The 19,697-nt window shown below is 70.6% G+C and carries 18 protein-coding genes and 1 tRNA gene; 2 read left to right on the top strand and 17 right to left on the bottom strand.

All coding sequences use genetic code 11. The annotated features are described in order from the left end of the window. Nucleotides 1–242 precede the first annotated feature (242 nt). The 8 genes from ABTU92_RS12760 to ABTU92_RS12725 all read right to left on the bottom strand — a co-directional run bounded on the left by ABTU92_RS12760 (nucleotide 243) and on the right by ABTU92_RS12725 (nucleotide 10,206). The gene (locus tag ABTU92_RS12760) at nucleotides 243–827 is read right to left on the bottom strand and encodes a protein-S-isoprenylcysteine O-methyltransferase (RefSeq protein WP_408091142.1); all 585 of its coding nucleotides are present in this window, start codon (nucleotides 825–827) and stop codon (nucleotides 243–245) included. Continuing rightward, on the bottom strand, nucleotides 824–2,110 hold the full coding sequence (locus ABTU92_RS12755; protein WP_408091140.1) for a hypothetical protein: 1,287 nt from the start codon (nucleotides 2,108–2,110) through the stop codon (nucleotides 824–826). The genes ABTU92_RS12760 and ABTU92_RS12755 overlap by 4 nt, the downstream gene beginning before the upstream one ends. Nucleotides 2,111–2,541: 431 nt before the next feature. Beyond that, nucleotides 2,542–2,618, bottom strand: a tRNA-Trp gene (locus ABTU92_RS12750). Nucleotides 2,619–2,791: 173 nt separating this feature from the next. After that, nucleotides 2,792–3,769 carry an alpha/beta fold hydrolase gene (locus ABTU92_RS12745; protein WP_408091138.1) on the bottom strand — a complete coding sequence of 326 codons (978 nt, stop codon included), beginning with the start codon at nucleotides 3,767–3,769 and terminating at the stop codon, nucleotides 2,792–2,794. A 218-nt stretch (nucleotides 3,770–3,987) separates the two neighbouring features. Beyond that, nucleotides 3,988–5,229, bottom strand: coding sequence for an amidohydrolase family protein (locus ABTU92_RS12740; protein ID WP_408091136.1), 1,242 nt, complete (start codon nucleotides 5,227–5,229; stop codon nucleotides 3,988–3,990). A 150-nt stretch (nucleotides 5,230–5,379) separates the two neighbouring features. After that, complete coding sequence (locus tag ABTU92_RS12735) at nucleotides 5,380–7,869, bottom strand: ATP-binding cassette domain-containing protein (RefSeq protein ID WP_408091134.1); 2,490 nt, start codon at nucleotides 7,867–7,869, stop codon at nucleotides 5,380–5,382. Beyond that, the gene (locus tag ABTU92_RS12730) at nucleotides 7,869–8,738 is read right to left on the bottom strand and encodes a branched-chain amino acid ABC transporter permease (protein ID WP_408091243.1); all 870 of its coding nucleotides are present in this window, start codon (nucleotides 8,736–8,738) and stop codon (nucleotides 7,869–7,871) included. The genes ABTU92_RS12735 and ABTU92_RS12730 overlap by 1 nt, the downstream gene beginning before the upstream one ends. A 253-nt stretch (nucleotides 8,739–8,991) precedes the next feature. Continuing rightward, nucleotides 8,992–10,206, bottom strand: coding sequence for an ABC transporter substrate-binding protein (locus tag ABTU92_RS12725; protein WP_408091132.1), 1,215 nt, complete (start codon nucleotides 10,204–10,206; stop codon nucleotides 8,992–8,994). Nucleotides 10,207–10,494: 288 nt separating this feature from the next. On the opposite strand from ABTU92_RS12725, the gene ABTU92_RS12720 reads away from it, so the two are divergent. Then, complete coding sequence (locus ABTU92_RS12720) at nucleotides 10,495–10,932, top strand: nuclear transport factor 2 family protein (RefSeq protein ID WP_408091130.1); 438 nt, start codon at nucleotides 10,495–10,497, stop codon at nucleotides 10,930–10,932. A gap of 132 nt (nucleotides 10,933–11,064) precedes the next feature. Here the strand turns inward: ABTU92_RS12720 and ABTU92_RS12715 are convergent, their stop codons facing one another. The 9 genes from ABTU92_RS12715 to flgB all read right to left on the bottom strand — a co-directional run bounded on the left by ABTU92_RS12715 (nucleotide 11,065) and on the right by flgB (nucleotide 18,593). Continuing rightward, the gene (locus ABTU92_RS12715) at nucleotides 11,065–11,823 is read right to left on the bottom strand and encodes a GntR family transcriptional regulator (protein WP_408091128.1); all 759 of its coding nucleotides are present in this window, start codon (nucleotides 11,821–11,823) and stop codon (nucleotides 11,065–11,067) included. A 169-nt stretch (nucleotides 11,824–11,992) separates the two neighbouring features. After that, nucleotides 11,993–12,202 (bottom strand): hypothetical protein, encoded by a 210-nt coding sequence (locus ABTU92_RS12710; protein ID WP_408091126.1) that lies wholly within the window; start codon nucleotides 12,200–12,202, stop codon nucleotides 11,993–11,995. 116 nt (nucleotides 12,203–12,318) lie between these two features. Further along, nucleotides 12,319–14,973, bottom strand: coding sequence for a cell cycle histidine kinase CckA (gene cckA, locus ABTU92_RS12705; RefSeq protein ID WP_408091124.1), 2,655 nt, complete (start codon nucleotides 14,971–14,973; stop codon nucleotides 12,319–12,321). A gap of 153 nt (nucleotides 14,974–15,126) precedes the next feature. After that, nucleotides 15,127–16,194, bottom strand: coding sequence for a flagellar biosynthesis protein FlhB (gene flhB, locus ABTU92_RS12700; protein ID WP_408091122.1), 1,068 nt, complete (start codon nucleotides 16,192–16,194; stop codon nucleotides 15,127–15,129). 15 nt (nucleotides 16,195–16,209) lie between these two features. After that, nucleotides 16,210–16,980, bottom strand: a complete 771-nt coding sequence (fliR, locus tag ABTU92_RS12695) for a flagellar biosynthetic protein FliR (RefSeq protein ID WP_408091120.1) — start codon at nucleotides 16,978–16,980, stop codon at nucleotides 16,210–16,212. A 111-nt stretch (nucleotides 16,981–17,091) separates the two neighbouring features. Continuing rightward, nucleotides 17,092–17,355, bottom strand: a complete 264-nt coding sequence (fliQ, locus tag ABTU92_RS12690) for a flagellar biosynthesis protein FliQ (RefSeq protein WP_408091118.1) — start codon at nucleotides 17,353–17,355, stop codon at nucleotides 17,092–17,094. Nucleotides 17,356–17,416: 61 nt separating this feature from the next. Beyond that, entirely contained in the window at nucleotides 17,417–17,740 is a 324-nt protein-coding gene (locus ABTU92_RS12685; protein ID WP_408091116.1) for a flagellar hook-basal body complex protein FliE, read from the bottom strand. Between the two features lie 17 nt (nucleotides 17,741–17,757). Beyond that, the gene (gene flgC / locus ABTU92_RS12680; RefSeq protein WP_408091114.1) at nucleotides 17,758–18,168 is read right to left on the bottom strand and encodes a flagellar basal body rod protein FlgC; all 411 of its coding nucleotides are present in this window, start codon (nucleotides 18,166–18,168) and stop codon (nucleotides 17,758–17,760) included. A 38-nt stretch (nucleotides 18,169–18,206) separates the two neighbouring features. After that, complete coding sequence (gene flgB / locus ABTU92_RS12675; protein WP_408091241.1) at nucleotides 18,207–18,593, bottom strand: flagellar basal body rod protein FlgB; 387 nt, start codon at nucleotides 18,591–18,593, stop codon at nucleotides 18,207–18,209. A 272-nt stretch (nucleotides 18,594–18,865) separates the two neighbouring features. Between flgB and ABTU92_RS12670 the strand changes: the two genes are divergently transcribed. Beyond that, the coding region (locus ABTU92_RS12670) for a flagellar biosynthetic protein FliO (protein WP_408091112.1) at nucleotides 18,866–19,697 on the top strand (832 nt) is incomplete at its 3' end.

Genomic DNA, 19,697 nt, shown 5'->3' with positions numbered 1-19,697 from the left:
GTTGCGCGACAAGACATCCGAAGAAAGCTGCGGAAACCCATGGTAATTATGGAGGAAGTCGGATCGGTCGAGTCGCTCGCGCGCCTCCCGGCAAGCCGTCCCGGATAGCCCGGGGGCCCTCGTGGCTCGGAGAGCCTCTCGAAGCTTGGGGATGAGTGGGCGATGGCTTCGGCAGGAGCAGCGGAGCTTCGACGATTCGGTCTGCGATACGCCGGAGGGGTCGGCGGGGCCAGACCCGAGGATCAGTAGACCAGCGGGATGACGCGCCGGGTACGCGCCATGTAGGCGCGGTACTGGTCGCCGAACGCATCCAGCATCATCCGCTCCTCGCTGCCCACCCGCCCGAAGAAGAGGATGCCGAAGCCGACCAGCCCGGCCGGACCGGCGATCGCGTTGGGCAGCAGGAGGGCCTGCGCGAGCGCCCACAGCCAGAACGCCGTGTACATCGGGTGCCGGACCCAGCGATAGATTCCGTCGGTCACCAGCGTATGGCGGTCGCGGACGTCGAGGCTGATCGACCAGTTGCGGCCGAGCGCCTTGTGGGAGAGCCGGAACATCACGAGGGCGGCGACGGCGACGAGAACGCCGAGTGTCCCGACGGCAGGATGGAACGGGTAGTCGGCGAAGCGCGGCATCCCGGTCGCGAGATACAGGATCGGGAGCAGCCCGAGGCCGGTCAGCGAGACGCTCAGAAGGAGGTTTTCCCGAAAGCCACGACGGCTGGACGCGACCGGCGTCCGCCGGGCCCGCCGGGCATAAGGGTAGCGAATGATGAACCAGCCGACGACGAGCGCGCCGTAGGCGAGCTTCGCGATTAGCGGGGTCATCGCGCCAACACGATCTCCGAGCCGGCCACCTGGGCCGCGGCGTTCGCCGGCGCTCTCTCGATCAACGATCCGTCGGTCGCGAACGCCGAAGCCGGGCCATCCGGCAGACAGGCCGTCTCTCGCACGGCGAGCGGCCCGCAGGCCAGCATGAAATAGTCGTAGGCGGTGCGGCGGTCGTTGCCGCGGACGAACTGGCAATGCAGGCGGAAGAACCGCCCCCAGATGCGCCGGTAATAGTCCGGGTCCAGCATCCGGCTGATTCGCACCACGCGCACCAGCGGCCGTCCGCTCGGCGCCAGCCCGGCGTCGCCGACCGGGTCGGTCTTGTAGAAGTTCATCACGTCGCTGATCGCCTGATACTCGACCCAGAAGGGGCCGTCCGCGGCCGCGACCCGGGCGAGCGCCGCGCGGAAGCAGGCGGCGCGCCCGTGCAGCGCGATCTTGAGGACGGACGAGCCGACCGTGACCAGGCCCACGGGAGGTCCGGTGCGCCCCAGCTCGGGCTCCAGGGTCAGCGCACGGTCGATCGCGTCGACGGCGAGCACCGCGCCGAGGCTGTGGCCGAGCACGACGATCTCGTCGACCTCGCCGGCGCGCGCCGCGGCGACGATGTCGGCCGCGAGCCGGTCGAGCCGGTCTGCCAGAACTCGCGGCGGAACTCGGACATAAGCGCTCGCGAAGCTCCAGTCGTCGAACGCCAGCGGGAGCTTGAACCACCGGCCCGGCCCGTACAGCAGCGCGCCGAAGACGGTCGCGCCGAGAAGCACCCCGGCGGCCGCCGAATCGGTCGCCCGGCTCAGCGCCGCGCCGCCGAGGCCGGCCGCGACGCCGAAAGCGAGAACCGTGAGGGGCGGGTAGAGGAAGAACAGCGCATAGCGCCAAGCGGTCCGGAAATAGCGGTGGAGCGCGCCGCCGAGCACGAAGTCGAGGCAGGCGAGCACCCCGCGCCCCATGCGTTTCCACCACGGGGCGGCCGCATACGCGTCCAGGAGATCGTCCCAGCGCAGGAGCCGGACCCGGGTCGTCACCCGCCAGTTGCGGCCGGTGGTCTCGACCGTCCAGTCGGAGCCGTCCGGCCGGTGCGCCGGCTCGGACATCACCGTGAGAACCGACCAGGCCCGGCGGAAGCGGCCCGTCTCGCGGGCGAAGCGCTGATACACCCGCTCGGGAGGCTCCGGATCGAATCCGCCGATATGGATGAAAAGCCGACGCCCGACGCGGCCAGCCGGCGCCTCGCGGTTCACCGCCTGGGCGTCGCGATCCGCGTCACCTCCCCGAAGCATTGCGGCTTCCGCGGCCATCGTCCCGCCCCGACTTCAAGGTTGATCCCGCACGGTCCCCCGCAAAGGCGACCGCCCACAATACCCTGAGTTGACTAGACCGCGTCTAGCACAACCCCACAGACTCTCGCACCCCCTTCGGAAGGAACAAAATACCTCTTTGTTTGCAGAAGCATAGCCCAAGCAGGCGATCCGTCTACGGGGATGTGCCGGCGCAGCGTAAATCGAAAGACCGAGAAATTTTTCACGACTCCCGGCGGCGGACACCCGTTGCGGAGCGGAAAGGTCGCGCCGGGCGAAAGCGACGGCCGCGCACGGCCCGTCACCGGCGAATGCGGTGGTCGAGCGCGGCCTTCGAGAGGAGGCTCTCGGAGGCAAGCGACAGCGCGTGTCAACCGTGGAAGGACTTCGGGAGGGAGATGTCCGGCTCTCGCTGGCAGGAGTGGAGGGACTCGAACCCCCAACCCCCGGTTTTGGAGACCGGTGCTCTGACCAATTGAGCTACACTCCTCCGGACGAGGATGCGACAGCGCGTAACCGAGCCGCCACGGGCTCTAGATGCATGATCCCCGCCCCCTTGGCAAGGCCGGCACGGCGGGCGGCGGGTGAATTTGGTCGTGTCGCGAAGCCTCGCGGACGGTGCCGCGCCGGTGCCGCGCGGCCACGGCCCGGCGGCCCGACGACTCAGGCCAGCGGCAGGCCGGCGAGCCGCTCGATCTCGGCCGCGATGACCTCGGCATGGCGATGGTGGGCCATGTGGCCGGCCGCAGGGATGCGCACGAGGCGTCCGTGCGACAAGACCTTGGCGAGCACCTCGCCGTGGACGGCGGGCGGCACGATGGGGTCGGCGTCGCCGACCACCACGACGGTCGGCACCGTGACGTCGGGATAGCGCGGCGCGACCGCGACGAGGTGGTCGCGGAGATCCGAATACTCCGTCATGCTGTTGCGGAAGCGCCGCGGCGTCAGCGCCAGCGCCAGCGCCGTGCGGGCGGCGTAGTCGCGCGTCGGCGGCTCCGGCCGGAACAGCCGGGCGACCAGCCGGTCCATCATCGGCAGGGTCGCGGGCAGCAGCACGGTCCAGATCAGCGGGCCGACGAACAGCACCTCGGCGACCCGCTGGAACCAGGGCAGCCCGCCGGGGCGGGGATGCGTGGTCGGATTGATCAGCACGAGCGCCTTCACGGCACCGGGCTCGTCGAGCGCGTAGCGGAGCGCGATCAGCCCGCCGAGCGAGTGGCCGACGACGATCAGTGGGCCGGCCCCGACCGTCTCGACGGCGGTGCGAATCAGCGCCACCTGATGGCCGGGGTCGGAGACCTCCGGACCGCCCTCCCCCGACCAGCCCTGCCCCGGCCGGTCCGGCAGCAGGACGCGCAGCCGGCGGGCGAGCCGGTCGCCGAGCGCGACCCGCATGTCTGTGTGCTGGACATTGGCGCCGTGCAGCAGCAGCACGGCCGGCGGCGCGGCGGACTCGGTGCCGGACGGAGCCGGCGCCTCCGGCTTGAGGTCGACGAGGTGGATGCGCGCCGCCCCGGTGTCGATCAGGCGGCCGACCGGCGGGTTCTCCTTCTCGATCGTGCGGGCGAGCCACCAGGAGAGCAGCGCCGACGCCGCGAGAACGACGACGGCGAAGAGCAACAGGGAACCGACGACCAGCATTGCGACCACGCCTCGACCAGAGTCCGGAGCGACGTTCCGCTGCTCTCGCCCCCTCCGCTCATTCCCGCGCAAGCGGGGATCCAGAAGCGCAGTGCCGTGCTGCCCCTGGATCCCCGCCTTCGCGGGGACGAGCGGACATCGTGTGCGAGGGATCAGTCACCGAACGCGCTCCGGCCGAAGGTATCGACCTGCGCGGTTCCGGCGCAAGCGGCACGGCGTCACTCCGCCGCCACGTCGTCCCGATGCAGCACGGCGGGCGCGCGGGAGAAAGTGCGGCGGCCGCGCTTCCAGCCGGCGAGCGGCACGGCGATCTCGGCGATCGCGCCGGCCGGGTCGTGCGCGTCGAGCACCACGAGATCGGCCGGGTTGCCGACCGCGATGCCGTAATCGGGGAGATTCATCAGCCGCGCCGGCGCCGCGGTGATCAGGTCGAGGCAGGTCTCCAGCTCGGCGGCGCGGCCGAGCTGGGCCACGTTGGCGTAGAGATTGGCGATCCGCATCATCGAGCAGTCGCCGAACGGCGTGAACGGGTTGAGCACGTTGTTGGTGGCGATCGAGCAGGTGACGCCCTGCTCCGCCAGGCGATGGGCGGGCGTCACGCCGCGCGGAACATCGTGGTCGTGGCCGCGGCCCATGAGGAACAGGTCGGTCGCCGGCAGCACGGTCAACGCCACGCCGGCGTCGGCGAGCCGCCTTCCGACCGCCGCCCGCGCCACCTCCGGCATCGCCGACAGCTTGGTCACATGGCCGATGGCGACACGGCCGCCCCAGCCGAAGCGGTCGGTCTGCCGGCACACTTCGTCGAGATGGGTCCAGGTCGGGTCGAGATCGAAGTCGAGATGGAAATCGACGTCGAGATCGTAGCGTCGGGCGATCTCGAAGATGCGGACGATCTGGCCGTGCGGATCCGTGTCCGTGTAGGGACAGCCGCCGATCGTGTCGGGCTCGTCCTCGCAGCACTGGATCAGCAGATCCTCGGCGCCGGGATCGTTGAGTAGCCCTTCTTGCGGGAAGACGCAGAGGTCGAGATCGATCGCGAAGGCGTAGTCGCGCTTCAGCCGGCGGATCGCCCGGAAGCTCGTCAGCCCGATGCGCGGGTCGACCTCGACATGGGTGCGCATGCGGGTCGTGCCCTGCAGGATCGCCTTCTCCAGGGTCCGCTTCGCCCGCGCATACACATCCTCCTCGGTAAAGTTCTTCTTGGCCGCGGCGACCTGGGCGATCGCCTCGGCCAGCGTGCCGTGCTCGCTCCTGCAGCGATCGAGGATGCACGACTTGTCGAGATGGATGTGGGTCTCGACGAAGCCGGCGACGGCGAGCCGGCCGCCGATGTCCTCCACGAGCGCGTCCGCCGCGATGGATGGCTCGATCGCGACGATGCGACCATCGGCGACGCCGATGTCGCACGGCGCCTCACGGCCGACGAGGCGGACGTTCTTGAAGACGAGATCGAGGGGCATTGTTTCGAGGGTCCGGAAGCGCGACAAATTCTGAGTCGTCATGCCCGGCCTTGTGCCGGGCATCCACGTCTCGAGCGGCGAGGCTCTGTCGTGGATGGCCGGGACGAGCCCGGCCATGACAGCGGAGAGGATCGAAACAACATCACAAGCTCACTCCGCCGCGTGGCCCAGATAGGCCGCCTCGATGGCGGGGTCGCCGCGCAGGGCCGCAGCCGTGTCGGCCCGCACGACGCGTCCGGACTCGAGCACATAGGCGCGGTCGGCGACGTCGAGTGCGAGCTGCGCCATCTGGTCGACCAGCAAGATGGTGACGCCCTCGTCGCGCAGCCGTGCGAGCACGTCGAACAGTCCCTCGATGACGGCCGGGGCGAGCCCGAGCGAAGGCTCGTCGAGCATCAGCGTGCGCGGGCGCGCCATCAGGCCGCGGACGATCGCCAGCATCTGCTGCTCGCCGCCTGACAGGAGGCCTGCCGGATTGTCGATTCTTTCGCGCAATCGCGGAAACAGATCGAGCAGCCGCTCCATGTCGGCGTCGATGTCACGATCGTTGCGGGTGTGGGCGCCCAGCAGAATGTTGTCGCGCACCGAGAGGTCCGGGAACACCTGCCGGCCCTCGGGCACCAGCACGAGGCGGGCGGCGGCGATCTCGGGCGCGTCGAGATAGTCGATGCGCAGGTCGTTGAACACGACCTCGCCGTCGACCGGCCGCAGGAGCCCGGCGAGCGCCCGCATGGTGGTCGACTTGCCGGCCCCGTTGGCGCCGATCAGCGCCACGGTCTCGCCCGGCCGGACCTCGAGGTCGACGTTCTCCAGCACGGGGGCCGCCCCGTAGCCGGCGGTCAGCCGCATCACGGTGAGGATGGCGTCGACGGGCGCCTCCCAGGGCGCGCCGCGGCCGCGCCCGGCCGTGGTCTCGCCGCCCAGATAGGCCTTGATCACCTTCGGGTCGCGGCGGATCTCGGCCGGCGTGCCGGTCGCGATCGGCACACCGGCGTCGAGCACCACGATCTGGTCGGAGATGCCCATCACGAGCTGCATGTCGTGCTCGACCAGGATCACGGCGATGCCGAGATCGGCGATCCGGCGCAGCAGCAAGGCGAGCGTGTCCTTGTCGGCCCGCATCAGGCCGGCGGCCGGCTCGTCGAGCAGCAGCACGCGCGGCCGCATGGCGAGCGCGCGGGCGATCTCGACCAGGCGGCGGTCGACATGGGCGAGGTCGGCGGCCGGCGTCGCCAGCGCGCCGCGATAGCCGACGAAGGCGAGCAGTGCCTCGGCGGCCCTCTCGTCGTCCGGCCCGGCGAAGCGGCCGAAAAGCCCGCCGAGCTTGCCGCGCCGGAGCGCCACCAGAATGTTGTCGAGGACCGAGAGCGAGCCGAACAGCCGCGTCGTCTGATAGGTGCGCGCGATGCCGGCGCGCGCCACGGTGTGGCTCGCCGCACCGGCGAGGTCGCGGTCGCCGAGCCGGACGCTGCCGGAATCGGGGCGGTAGAAGCCGCCGATCATGTTGAGCACCGTCGTCTTGCCGGCGCCGTTCGGCCCGATGATGGCGGTAACGCGGCCGGGTTCGGCCGTGACGGCGACGTTGGTGGCCGCCTTGATGCCGCCGAAGGCGAGCGTCAGCCCCTCGACCCGCAGCGCCTTCGGCTCCGCCGGCGTCAGCAGCGCGGCGAGGTCGGTGCCGGCGCCGTCGGCCGTGCGCGGATCGATGCGCCGCCAGAGCCGCGACAACGTGCCGATGACGCCTTCGGGCGCGAGCCACAGCACGCCCAGCAGCAGCGCGCCGAAGAACAGCAGCCGGTACTCCGCGAGCCCCGAGAGAAGCTCGGGCAGCACGACGCTGATCGCCGCGCCGATCACCGGGCCGAACACGGCGCCGGCGCCGCCGACCACCACGGCGAGCAGGAACAGGATCGATTGCGAGAACGGGAACGAGTCCGGCGCGACGAACATCATCAGCGGCGCGAACAGGCCGCCCGCGACTCCAGCGAAGCCGGCCGACAGGGTGAAGGCCGCCGCCTTGACGATCACCGGATCGAGGCCGACCGAGCGGGCCGCGATCTCGGCGTCGCGCACCGCGATCATGCTCTTGCCCCAGGCGCTCGCCGCGATGCGGTGATAGAGCCACAGCGCTGCGCCGGCGAGCAGCACGGCGAGCGCCGCCATCTCGCGCTCGGTGAAGACGAGGCTGCCGATCGAAGGCGGCGGCAGGCCCATCAGGCCGTTGGCGCCGCCGGTCAGCGCCCGCCACTCGATGGTGCCGTGCTGGACGATGAAGGCGAACGCGATGGTGAGCATCGCGAGCGTCGGACCCGCCACCCGCAGCGCCGGCAGCGACAGAAGAAACCCGACCACGGCGGCGATCAGCCCGGCGGCCGGCAGCGCCAGCCAGAAGTCGACGCCGGCGAGCGTCAGGATCGCCACCGCATAGGCGCCGATCGCATAGAAGCCGACATGGCCGAGCGACACCTGACCCGTCAGCCCGAGCAGGATGTTGAGCCCGACGCAGACGACGACGGTGAGCGCGACCAGTGCCAGCACGAAGGGCGCATACCCTTCGGCGAGCAGCGCGAAGCCGAGGGCGACCGCGGTGAGCAGCGCGACGGCGACCGGGGTCGCATATGATTGGGCGAGGCGCGTCATCACACCTTGCTCACGGCGGCGCGGCCGAGGAGGCCGTGGGGCATCAGGGCGAGCGCGGCGATCACCACCGAGAAGACGACGATCTGGGTGTAGGTCGAGCCGAGATAGGCCGTCACCAGCGCCTCGGTGAGGCCATAGATCAGGCCGGCCAGCATCACGCCCCAGGCCGAGCCGATGCCCCCTAAGATCGCCACCGCGAACGCCTTGATGCCGAACAGCGTGCCCATCTCGGACTGCACACTGAACAACGGCGCGATCAGCAGGCCGGCGAGACCGGCGAGCGCGGTCGAGAGCATGAAGGCGACGGCGACGACGCGGCGCACGTCGATGCCCATCAGCCGCGCCGCGTCGGGATTCTGCACCACGGCGAGCAGCGCCTTGCCGCGCCGGGTGCGTCTCAAGGCGAGATGCAGCAGCACCGCGATGCCGAGGCCGACCACGGGAATCACGAGCTGCAGCGGATAGACGCCGGCGCCGAAGATCTGCACCGGCTCGACGGCGAGCGACGAGGGGAAGCTGCGCGGCTCCTTGCCGAACGTGAACAGGACGGCGTTGTCGAGCACGATGCCGCCGGCGACCGTCGCCATCAGCCAGGCGTCGGAGCGGCGGTCGACGAAGGGACGCACCAGCACGCGCTCGATCACGAGCCCGAAGGCGGCGCACAGGAACAGCGCCAGGATCGCGGCCGGCACCCACGGCCAGCCGAGTTTTATCGCGAACACGTAGCCCAGCACGGCGCCGAGCATCATGGCCGAGCCCTGCGCGAAGTTGACCGTGCTCGACACCACGTAGGTGACATGGAAGCCGAGCGCGATCAGCCCGTACATGCTGCCGAGCCCGAGCCCGGAGACGATCGACGAGGTGAGCAGCATCTCGTTCTCCCCGGGAGCCAGCCCCGATCTCCACCGTCCGTCACCTCTCCCCGCTCGCGGGGAGAGGTCGACGTTCGCGCGATGAGCGCGGACGTCGGGTGAGGGGGCGCCGCCGCGAGCTTGAGCGCCCGCGAGTCTCTGCGCCGGGGAAACGCCCCCTCATCCGTCTCGCCGCTGCGCGGCGAGACACCTTCTCCCCGCGCGCGGGGAGAAGGAACTCACGCCGGCGCGCCGGCGACGCCTTCAGGCCTCACTTCAGCGGGACGATCTCGTCGCCCTTGAACTGGGTGAAGATGTAGTCGGACGCGGCGAGCGCGTCGTGGTTCTGCTTGGTGAACGGCGTCTTGTAGGTCTTGATCAGGCCGTCATACGAGTCGATCGCGTAGAGGGCGTCGCGCACCTTGGTGCCGTCGGTCGAGCCCGCCTTGGCGATGGCGAGGCCGACGAGATGGGCGGCGTCGTAGGCGTTGGCGATGCCGACCGCCGGCGTCACGTTGGCGAGCGACTTGACGGCCGGGTACTTCGCCTTGAGCGCGGCCAGCACGGCGGCCGCCTTGGGCGCGTCGTTGCCCGAGAACGTGAAGGTCTGGATGAAATGGACCTTGTCGGCGCTGGCGCCGGCGAGCTCGCCGAAGCGGCCGCCGGCCGGGCCCCAATGCGACACGATCGGCACCGACCAGCCCATGCGATCGAGCGACTTCACCACCTGGGCCGAGGGTGCCACGTTGGCGACCAGGAACAGCACGTCGGCGCCGGCCTGCTTCAGGCGGGTGAGCTGCGGCACCACGTCGACGTCGTTTGTCTCGAACTTCTCGACGCCCGCGTACGGGATCTTCTTCGCTTCCAGGGCGGCCTTGAGGCCCTTCTCGTTCGACTCGCCCCACGGGTTGTTGATCAGGATCATGCCCGGCTTCTTGGCGCCGTACTTCTTCACGGCGTAGTCGACGAGCGCGACGTCGACCAGTTCGTCGACGGCGGAGACGCGGAACACGTAGTTGTCGGGCGCGCCGTTCTTGGTGATCGGCGTGCCGGCCGCCCACACGCCCATGAAGGGCACCTTGGACTGGTTGGCGAACGGCACGATGGCGATCGACACCGGCGTGTCGAGGCCGCCGAAGAACGCCGCGACCTTCTCGCGCTGCACCAGCTCGCGCGCCGCCACGACGCCCTTGGCCGGGTTGCTCTCGTCGTCGCGCACGACCAGCTCGACCTTCTTGCCGAGCAGCCCGCCCTTGGCGTTCATCTCGTCGACGGCGAGGGTGAGGCCGCGCACGATCGCCTCGCCGGACTTTGCCGACTGGCCCGACATCGCCGCGACGAGACCGAGCTTGATGGTCTCCTGCGCCTGCGCGGGCGCGGCGACCAGACCGGCGAGCGTGCCGGCGAACAGCGCGGTCGCGCCGGCGAGGGCGAGCCGCCGGGTCGGGCGGGCGAACGACATCCTGGGCAGGACGATCCTGGACATGGGCGTACCTCACGGGGGTGGGTGGACCGGCCCTCTCCTCGCAAGCCGCATGCCAGCCGCGATGTTCGGGATTCGCTCCGAAACGCCCCCGAGAAGCCCAAGGAAACGCCTATCCGGTGGGCAAACGCATCGCCGCCGCGCCCAAATCGCATGCAAAAGTGTATACAATCATGATCGTGTTCGCATACGATTCCAGGCGAACCGGGCCGCGGCCGGGCTGGCCGGGAAAATGCATTTCAAGGTGCCCGACCGCCCCGATCACGATCCGAACGACAGCCGGAGGACCCCATGCCCGTCGCCACACCCGCCCCCGCCCCGCTCGACAGCCCGTCCGAGACGCAGGCCGCCGCCGCCATCGTCGAGGCTTTCCTCGAAGCCTCGATGGTGCCGGATCCGGTGAAGGCCGCGACCTACATCGCCGACGACCTGGTGATCACCTTCACGGGCGGGCGGAAATTCTCGCATCCGCGCGAGAGCGCCGCCTTCAACGCCGGCCGCTACAAGTGGGTGAAGAAGCGCATGCTGCGCACCGACGTGGTGCCGGGCGCCGGCGAGACCATCTGCTACAATCTCGGCCATCTCTATGGCGAATGGCCGGACGGCACGCCGTTCGAGGGCAACCGCTACATCGACCGCTTCGTCGTCCGGAGCGGCAAGATCGTCCAGATGGACGTGTGGAACGACTCGGCCGAGCGCCTGCTGACCAAGAACGGCATCGTGGCGTGAGCTGGTCGTTCCGGAGCGACGCGAAGCGTCGAGCCCGGAACCCATAACTCCTGTCTTTCGTAAGTCACCTGGGCCGGGCGTATGGATTCCGGGCTCGCGGACCTGACGCTCCGCGCCCCGGAATGACGGCCCTCACCGCTTCCGCCCGCCCCGCGCCCGCTTCGCGGCGGCCGGCGCCGCGTCCTCGGCGTAGGGGGCGAGGATCGCCCCGATGTCGCGCTCCTTGGCGGGGCGCGGGACGATCAGGGCGCGGTCCATCACGGCGCCGAGATGCTGGTCCATCACGGCGATGGCGGCCGCCGCGTCGCCCTTCGCCAGCGCGTCGATGACGGCACGGTGCTCGCTCACGGCGCATTCGGAGGAGTGCGGCCGCGCATAGAGCGCGAGGATCAGGCCGCAGCGCAGCGCCACCTCCGAGAGGTAGCGGACCAGCACGGCGCTGCCGGTCATCTCGGCCAGCACGATGTGGAACTCGGTGGCGAGCCGGATCGAGCGCCGCTCGTCGGTGCCGCGCGCGGCCTCCTCCTCGGCGACATGGGCCTCGAGCGCAGCGATCTGGGCCGGCGTCAGGCGGCCGGCGAGCCGGGTGACGACCAGGCGCTCGATCCCGAGCCGGATGTCGAACAGGTCGCCGGCCTGGTCCCAGCCGGGCGTCGCGACCGACGCGCCGCGGTTGCGGCGCAGCTCGACCAGCCCCTCGGCGGCGAGCCGGCCGAGCGCGTGGCGCACGATGGTGCGGCTCGCCCCGAAGCGCTCGCCGATGGCGTCCTCGGGCAGCTTGGCGCCGGGCTCCAGCGCCTGCTCGATGATGGCGTGCCGCAGCGCCCGGTAGATCGCCTCGGCCCGGTCGCCCGGCCGCTTGGCCGAAGTCTTGTCAGCGTCCTTCGCCATGGATTGCTTCGGGGTCTTTCGCTTGCAGACATCGAGCCGCGACGCAGGCCTGCTCCACCCGTAGCCCGGATGGAGCGAAGCGCAATCCGGGGTGGCTGCCGGCCCCGCATTCCGCTTCGCTCCATGCGGGCTACGGCGTTTCCAAGCACGCCGCGTGCCAGTCGCCGGGTCACCTTGCCGGCGGCACGACCAGCGGGGCGCCGCAGTTGCGGCGGCCTTGAGCCGCGCAATCGTCGGCCCGGCGCTGCTCCAGCATCGCCTCGACCAGCCAGTAGCCGGCCGCGATCACGGCGAGGAAGAAGATCACCAGCATGATGTTGGTGGTCCGACGGCTGCCCTCGTCCTCGTCGTCGTCGTTGCGGGGCGGCGGTGCGGTCATGCGCGGACATCCCGCGCGTCGTCGGCGCGGCCCGGACGGACGGCGGCGAGATCGGCGGACGCCGGTCCCGCCGGTCGCTGCGCTCCGGCCGGGCTACGCATATCGTCCGGCCACGCTCACCCGCCCATCGTCTCCTTCACGGCGGCGACCAGCTGCTTGAGCGTGAAGGGCTTGGCCAGGAAGGCGAACTGCCCGCCCTCGGGCAGGTTCTTGGCGAACGCCTCCTCGGCATAGCCGGAGACGAAGATGATCTTCAGGTCCGGATCGCGCTTGCGCAGCTCCTTCAGGAGCGTCGGGCCGTCCATTTCCGGCATCACGACGTCCGAGACGACCAGATCGACCTTCTGGCCGGCGTCGATCAGCTCCAGAGCCTCCTGGCCGTTGCCGGCCTCGCACACCGTGTAGCCGCGCGACGTGAGACCGCGCGCGTTGAGGCCGCGCAGGCCCTCCTCGTCCTCGACCAGCAGGATGGTGCCCTGCCCGGTGTGGTCGGCGGCGCGCGCCTGCTCGGGCGTCGCCGCCTGGGCCGGCGCCAGCGACGCGGCGGCCGCCTCGGTCTCCTCCAGCGTCGGCACATGGCGCGGCAGGTAGATGCGGAACGTTGTGCCGCGCCCGATCTCCGACTCGACGAACACGTAGCCGCCGGTCTGCTTGATGATGCCGTAGACGGTGGAGAGCCCGAGGCCGGTGCCCTTGCCGACCTCCTTGGTGGAGAAGAACGGCTCGAAGATGCGGTCGATGATTTCGGGCGGGATGCCCGAGCCGGTGTCCGACACCTCGATCAGCACGTACTCGCCGGGCGGCATGCCCTTGTGGGCGGCGCGCCGCGTCTCGTCCTCGCCGGCGTTGCGGGTGCGCAGCGTGAGGCGGCCGCCGTCCGGCATGGCGTCGCGCGCGTTCACGGCGAGGTTCACGATCACCTGCTCGAACTGCGAGAGGTCGGCCTTCACGGGCCACAGGTCGCGGCCGTGGCGGACGTCGAGCGCCACCTTCTCGCCGATCAGCCGGCGCAGCAGCATCGAGATGTCGGACAGCGCCTCGGACAGGTCGAGCACCTGCGGCCGCAGCGTCTGGCGGCGCGAGAACGCCAGGAGCTGCCGCACCAGCGCGGCCGCCCGATTGGCGTTCTGCTTGATCTGCATGATGTCCTGGAAGGACGGGTCGGTCGGCCGGTGGGCGTTGAGCAGGAAGTCGGTGGCCATCATGATGGCCGACAGCACGTTGTTGAAGTCGTGCGCGATGCCGCCGGCGAGCTTGCCGACCGAGTCCATCTTCTGCGCCTGATCGACCTGCTTCTGCAGGGCGCGCTGCTCGGTGGTCTCCAGGGCGTAGACGATGGCGGCCTCCTGGTCGCCCTCCTCCTCCACGGCGGTCGCCCAGAAGCGCGCCCAGCGCTCGCCCGCGCCGGCGAGCGCCGCCTCGACGGGCGGAATGTCGCCCTGCCCGCGCGCCGCCTTGGCGATCGCCGTCTCCAGCGCCAGCCGGTCGCGCTCGGCCACCACGTCGAGGATCGAGCGCCCCTCCGGCCGGCCGTCGCCGGGGGCGAGATCCTGGAAGAGCTTGGCGAGGAGCCCGTTGGTGCGGGCGATGCGGCCGGCCCGGTCGACGGTCGCGATCGACATCGGGGTGTTGATGAAGAACCGCATGAACCGCACCTCGGCGGCGCGCTGCGGGTCGGTGCCCTCGCTGCGGGCGCGGTTGAGCACCAGGGTGCGCGACGCGCCCGGCACGCCGTCCGCCCCGAACGCCACCTTGTGGTAGAGCCTCACCGGAAGGCTCTTGCCGCTGCGGGTCTTCAGGTCGAGGTCGACGACGTCGGTCTTCACCTCGCCCGGATGCGAGGCGCTGGCGGTCAGGAGCGCGGCACCGTTGGCCGGCACGATGTCCTCGAGCTGCAGGCCCCCGGAGCCGACCTCGGCGAGGTCGTAGTCGAGCCATTCGGCGAGCGTCGCGTTGATGTAGCCGACCGCGCCGCCGCCATCGATCGAGAAGAAGCCGGCGGGCGCGTGGTCGAGATAGTCGATGGCGTGCTGCAGCTCCTGGAAGACGTTCTCCTGGCGCTCGCGCTCGCGCGACACGTCGGCGACCGTCCACACGGTGAGGCGCGCGTCGGCGCCCGCGCGGCCGAGCGGCCGGACCCGCATCTGCAGCCAGCGGGCGGGCTCGCCGGGCACGCCCGCGACCCGCACCTCCTCCTGCAGGCGGCGCCCCTCGCGGGCCGCCTTGAGGAGCCGGTAGACGGCCTCCGACACGTCGGGATCGCCGATGAACACCCGCTCGACCGGCCGCACGTCGGAGAGGTCGGTGGCGTCGACGAGCTGGCAGTAGGCCGGGTTGGCGTAGACCACCCGCCCGTTGGCGTCGGTGACCACGATGCCGTCGAAGGCGTCGTCGAGCACCCGGCGGAACATCGGGTTCGCCTCGGCGCCGCCGGCGAAGCGCAGGATGCCGGTCGCGGTAGCGAGCAGCGAGAACACGCCGATCATGCCGAGCACGGCGAGCAGGCCGAGCACATAGGGCTCGGCGTCGGGCCGTCCGAGGAACAGGAGGCCGGCGGCCGCGGCGATCAGCGCGAGCGCGATGACCAGCACGAACCGGATGCTTCCTCGTCGCTCGCCGCCCGGGAACACGTCCAAGCCTCCGTTGAAGCCTCCGCCGGCCGGGCGCCGGCCGGACGAGCCGCCGCTGGACGAGCCTTCGCCGGTCGCACCGTCGCTGGAAAAGCCTCCGCCGGGCGCGCCGCCTCCCCTGCTCAGGTCATGCGTCGTCATCGATATCGGCTCCGTCGCCCGACCGCGCGAATCAATCTGTGCCCGAGTCCCCTGCTTCGAACAAGGGCGCCGCGCGCCTCGGCCGGTGGCGGCCGCCCTGCGCCGACACGGCCCGCTCCGGCGGCCGCGAACCCTGGCGGCCGGCGCGATCGCCTACCGCCACGCCTTCTTGAGCCGCATGACGTAGCCGACCACCTCGGCGACCGCCTTGTAGTGCTCGGGCGGGATCTCGCGGTCGATCTCGACGGTCGCGTAGAGGGCGCGAGCGAGCGGCGGATTCTCGATGACCGGAACGGAGGCCTCGGTCGCGACCTCGCGAATCTTCAGCGCGATGCGGTCCGTGCCCTTGGCGAGGCAGACCGGCGCGTTCATGCCGCGCTCGTATTTCAGGGCGACGGCGTAGTGGGTCGGGTTGGTGATCACCACGGTGGCGCCCGGCACCGCCGCCATCATGCGCTTGCGCATGCGGCTGACCCGGATCTGCCGGATCTTGGCCTTGATCTTGGGGTCGCCTTCGGTCTCCTTGTACTCGTCCTTGATCTCCTTCAGCGACATCTTCTGGCGCTTGTACCACCGCTGGTACTGGAACAGGTAGTCGGCCCCGGCGATCACCGCCATGATGGCGACGACGCTGCCGAGCAGCTTCAGCATCAGCGACATCGAGACCGGCAGGATCGCGGCCGGGTCGGTCGACACCAGCGCCTCGAGCAGGTTGCGCTCGGGCCACAGCAGCATGACGAGCACGGTGCCGACCAGGCCGAGCTTGAGCAGGCCCTTGACGAAGTTGGCCAGCGCCTCCGCCGAGAACAGCCGCTTGAGCCCCGCCAGGGGCGAGATCTTGGAGAGCTTCGGGGTCAGCGTCTCGGTCGTCCACACGAGCTGGTGCTGGATGGCGGTTCCGGCGAGCGCCGCGATGGCGAGCACGAGAAACGGCAGGCCGATGGCGGCCAGCACCTCGATCGTGATCGTCTCGGTCAGCCGCACCAGGACGTGGCCGTCGGTGTGGATCGCCCCGGACTTGGCGATCAGCCCCTTCATGACGGCGGTCAGCGCCGTGCTCGACGAGGCGCCGAACATGGCGAGCGCCAGCGTGCCGCCGCCGATGACGAACCAGGTCGCGACCTCCTGGCTCTTGACGACGTCGCCGTGCTCGAGGGCCTGGTCGAGGCGTCGTTGTGTCGGGTCTTCTGTCTTGTCCGACTTGTCCTGGTCTTCGGCCATGGCTGAGCGGCGTCCTCAGCCACGCGGCGCGATGTCGTGCATCACGCTCTCGAAGAACCCCAGGAACGTCGCCATCATGGCGGCGATGACGAAGGCGAAGATCAGCAGGCCGGCGAAGATCGACAGCGGCATCGCGACGAAGAACACCTGCATCTGCGGCATCAGCCGCGACAGCACGCCGAGCCCGACATTGAACAGGATGCCGAAGACGAGGAACGGCGCCGAGATCTGGACCCCGATCAGGAACGCGCCGCCGACCAGCTTGGCGGCCAGTGCCGCCATGTCGCCGGTCGCCGGCACCTCGCCGGGGCGGAACAGGACGTAGCTGTCGGCCAGCGCCGCGATCGCGAGATGGTGGGTGTCGGTGGCGAAGATCAGCACGATGCCGAGCAGCGTGAGGAAGTTCGCGACGATGACGCCCTGCTGGCCCTGGGTCGGGTCGATGGTCGAGACGAAGCCGAAGCCGAGCTGCTGGGCGACGATCGAGCCGGTGACCTGCAAGGCCGAGATGCACAGCCGCGCCGTCATGCCGAGCAGGAAGCCGACGGCGAGCTCGCTGAACAGCATCCGGATCACCGGGCCGAAGCTCGTCAGGTCGATCCGGTAGGCGTCGCGATAGAGCGGCATCACCACGGCCGCGAGGACCAGGGCCGCGGTCAACCGCATGCGCACCGGCACGCTGCGCTCGCCGAAGCCCGGCAGCAGCATGATCATGGTGCCGGTGCGGGCGAACATGAGCATGAAGGCGACCGCGAGCGGGGGCAGGAACGAGAGGTCGATGCGCATTCCCGCCCCTCCTGGGCTGCCGATTCGGGCGTGCCGATTCGGGCGTGCCTTGTCCGGCGTCTTCGCCGCCCGGTGCCGTGTCCCGCCGGGCGACTGTCCCGACCGGGCGGTTCAGCCGCCCGAGATCCGCGACGCCAGCCGCATCATGTGGCCGTAGAGCTGGTCCGCCATGAACGGCAGCGCGAGAATCATCGCGGCGAACATGGCGAGTATCTTCGGAACGAAGACGAGTGTCGCCTCCTGAATCTGGGTCAGCGCCTGGAACAGCGAGACGATCACGCCGATCACCAGGCCGACCAGCATCAGCGGGCTCGCCACCAGGACGAGCGTGATGATCGAGTCGCGCGCGACGTCGACGACCTCCGGTCCGGTCATGCCGCTCCCCCGTCGCGTCCCGCTCGCACCACGTCCCGTCCCCCTGCGCCCCGCCGCATGGTCAGATCGTCATCCGCATGATCTCTTCGTAGGCCTGGATGACCTTGTCGCGCACCGACACGAGGCTCGCGATCGCGGTCTCGGTCTCGGCGACCGCGGTGACCACGTCGACGATGTTGGCCTTGCCGTTGGCGAGCGCGTGGCTGTTCGCGTCCGCCTTGTGGCCGGCCGCGGCGATGTCCTGCACGGCGTCGCGCAGCATCGCGCCGAAATCGCCCGGCTTGCCGCCGGCGATGTCGCCGATGGTCTTGCTCAGCTCGGCGCCCGGCGTGCCGAGACGTGCCGTGGCCGCATAGGCGCTCGCGGCGATGCCCGGAATGGCCATCTGTCTTCCCCTCTGGTTCAGGCGCGCAGGATGTCGAGCGTGCGCTGGATCATCCGGCGGGTCGCGCCGATCACGTTGACGTTGGCCTCGTAGGAGCGCTGGGCCTCGCGCATGTCGGTCATCTCGACGATCGAGTTGACGTTCGGGTAGCGCACGTTGCCGTTGGCGTCGGCCAGCGGATGGCCGGGCTCGTGCTTGGTGCGGAAGCTGCTCTGGTCGGGACGGGTCGGGCCGAGCTGGACCGTGCGGGCGTCGAGCTCGCGGTCGAGCTCGGACCGGAAGGTCGGGATGCGGCGCCGATAGGGATCGGCACCGGGCTTCTGCGCCGTCGAATCGGCGTTGGCGATGTTCTCCGACAGCACCTTCATCCGGCCGGCCTGGGCCCGCAGGCCGGACGCCGCGATGGAGAGCGACTTGACGAAATCCATGGCATCACCTCACTCGTCACGGTCCACGGACGTCACGATCAGCCCTTGCCGACCGCCGCCTTGAGCAGCGCGAGGCTGCGGGAATACAGCTGCGTCGCCGCCTGGTAGTCCATCTGGTTGCTCGCCACCTTCAGCATCTCGTCCTCGAGGTGGACGGCGTTGCCGCCGGGACGGACCGCGAACTTCTCGGGCTTGTCGCGGAACTGCGTGGTGCCCGGCAGGGCGGCGATGTGGCCCGGTGCGGTCTGGGCGAGCCGGACCGGCGGCGGCGCGGCGCGGTCGAACGACAGCGCCTCGAGGTCGCGCGGCCGGAACTTCGGGGTGTCGGCGTTCGACACGTTCTCGGCGAGCAGCCGCTGGCGCTCCTGGTGCCATTGCATCTTGGTGCGCAGCATCGAGAAGATCGGGATGTCCGAGATCGCCATGGTCGCCTGCCGTCGGGAGGACACCTGAGTCCACCACCCGGCAAACATTGCCGGGCTTATGGTTAACGACCCGTTAATCCCGCGCGGCGCCATCGGATCGCCACGTTCTGCCGGTCCGGAAAACCGTGGAAGATGCGTATCGGGTGGGCTCCCCTGCGCTTTCGTGTTAAGGAATCGTCGACATCCGGGGCGGCAGCTTTTGCCGCCTTCGTTAACGCTTCGACGAATCGGCTCGGCACGCGCGGCGAGGAGCGGAGAAAGGATTAACGGCCATGATCGGCGACATGCCGCTTCCCGCGAAGTTCTTCATCGCCTTCGTGATCGTGCTCGCCTTGATCGGCGGCGTCGCGTGGCTGGTGCGGCGGTTCGGCGCCGGCGGGCTCGGCGCCGCCTCGGCGCGCGGCCGCCAGGCCCGGCTCGGCGTGATCGAGGCGACCGCGGTGGACAGCCGGCGGCGCCTCGTGCTGGTCCGCCGCGACAATGTCGAGCATCTGATCATGCTGGGCGGCCCGACCGACGTGGTGGTCGAGGCCAGCATCGTCCGCGGCCAGCCGGCCGCGCCGATGCGCGAGGCCGCGCCGCCCCGGATGGAGCCGGCCGGCCGGCCGGCCCCCGAGAACGGCCTGTGGGCGCCGCCGGCGCCGCCCGCTCCGGAGCCGCCGTTCCGCGCCTCCCGCGGGGCCATGATCCCGCCGATCGCCGAGGAGCTGCCGCTGCAGCCGCAGGCGGAGCCGGGCCGCCGCGAGACGGTCGACCGCCTCGCCGGGCTGGCCGCCGAGCTCGCCCGCAGCGCCCCGCCGCCGATCGTCGAGCCGCGCATGCCCGAGCCGCGGGTCCTCGACCCGCGGATGCCGGAGGCCCGGACGGCCGAGCCGCGCGTGCCGGAACCTCGCATGTCGGAACCGCGGATGCCGGAACCGCGGATGCCCGAGGCTCGCATGCCGGAGATGCGGGGGCCCGAGCCGCGCATGCCCGAGCCGCGAATGTCCGAGCCGCGACCTCCCGAGGCCCGTCGTCCGGTCCCCGATCTGCGCCGCCCGCCGGAGCCGCGTCGTGCGCCACCGGCCGTGCCGGCAGCCTCCCCGGCCGAGGACTCGCAGGCCG

The sequence above is a fragment of the Rhodoplanes sp. SY1 genome (assembly GCF_046000175.1).
GTDB lineage: Bacteria > Pseudomonadota > Alphaproteobacteria > Rhizobiales > Xanthobacteraceae > Rhodoplanes.
The sequence above is the reverse complement of the archived record's forward strand: the minus strand, read 5'-3'. Positions and strand labels throughout refer to the sequence as shown.